The sequence below is a fragment of the Bacillus sp. LR--39 genome (assembly GCF_053613335.1).
In genome coordinates this window covers 1-613 of record NZ_JBSIOT010001157.1, presented here as the reverse complement: position 1 = coordinate 613, position 613 = coordinate 1, and the positions used below count along the sequence as shown (strand labels likewise).

General features: G+C 38.8%; 2 protein-coding genes. Both read right to left on the bottom strand.

Annotation, left to right across the window (positions count from 1 at the left end; all coding sequences use genetic code 11):
* A partial coding sequence (locus ACWHAR_RS29125) for a response regulator aspartate phosphatase (protein WP_452088703.1) occupies positions 1 to 300 on the bottom strand: 300 nt, incomplete at its 3' end.
* A gap of 125 nt (positions 301 to 425) precedes the next feature.
* Positions 426 to 613, bottom strand: a 188-nt coding sequence (locus ACWHAR_RS29120; RefSeq protein ID WP_452088702.1) for a hypothetical protein, incomplete at its 5' end; no start/stop codon positions are given.

Here is a 613-nt window from a genome sequence, read left to right as displayed (position 1 = left end):
TTTGAACAGATAAAAATAATAATTCAGCTTATCGTCCGTACTTTTTGGATCTTTGTCCTTAAAACTGATGGCTTCCAATTTTTCTGTGGAAGATTGGGAGATATCTTCAAGAAGAAGCCTTAAGCGAAAATCCAGCATTTGATAATAGAGAAGAACGTCATGATCTTCTTCCATCTTTTCAATTGCTTTATCTATGTCATCTTTCATTTCGATTGAACCTGAAATGTCTCGTTTTTTCATCAGTATGTACCAGTCGTTCAGCATATTGGCGACTTCTTGAGAAGCCACGGCTTTGGCCATTCTTTTCCCTCCAATCTTTGTGAATTTTTTGTAAATTGAAGTTCTATTAATCATAGCATAAACTGCCGCCGTCTGTGAATAACACGGAAATGCATGTTTGTTGGCGAAAAAATTCATTCCCGAAATTAAATCGTCATTTTCCAAAAAAAGTGCGCGAAAAAAGCGAAAACCGCGCCAAGCGGAATACAGGAGATCATTGCGGTTCCGTTGACCAGCCCGTCAGCCCCGCTTATTTTCAGGGCTTCCCGGTAGCCTATTAAAAAGTGGATGATCGATAGGACATAACATAAGAGCATCATATAGTAAGGATTCA